Origin of the sequence: Paraburkholderia sp. BR13444 (assembly GCF_040948755.1) — a bacterium.
GTDB classification, from domain to species: domain Bacteria; phylum Pseudomonadota; class Gammaproteobacteria; order Burkholderiales; family Burkholderiaceae; genus Paraburkholderia; species Paraburkholderia youngii.
This window is the reverse complement of sequence record NZ_JBFPKM010000058.1, coordinates 1-327: the sequence shown is the minus strand read 5'-3', so window position 1 is coordinate 327 and position 327 is coordinate 1. Positions and strand designations below refer to the sequence as shown.

General features: G+C 62.4%; 1 pseudogene. It reads right to left on the bottom strand.

The window, feature by feature from the left end:
* Window positions 1-327, bottom strand: a pseudogene (locus AB3X95_RS38975) (adhesin); the annotation flags it as partial.

Sequence of the window (327 nt, the reverse complement as noted above, 5' to 3'; positions counted from 1 at the left end):
TGATCACCGAACCGTCAGCATCTTTTGCCACCGAGATGTCACGACTGGTTGCGTCCTGCTGGACCAGACCCACCGTGCCTTCTGACAACTGGTTCTGCACGTTCGTGATGCTGGACGCGTTCTGCGCAATGTCGCCCGTGTTCTGCATCGTGCGACCGTCGAGATTCGTGACGGCTTCGGCCACGCTGTACACCGTCGTGCCACTCACGCTGAACTTCGGAGCGCTGATCGAGCCATCCGCAAGCACGATCGAACCACCACCCAGCGCCCGGGCCGTGCTCGACGCCGTGCCGTACAACTGGCCACCGTTGACCGCATCCACGCTCG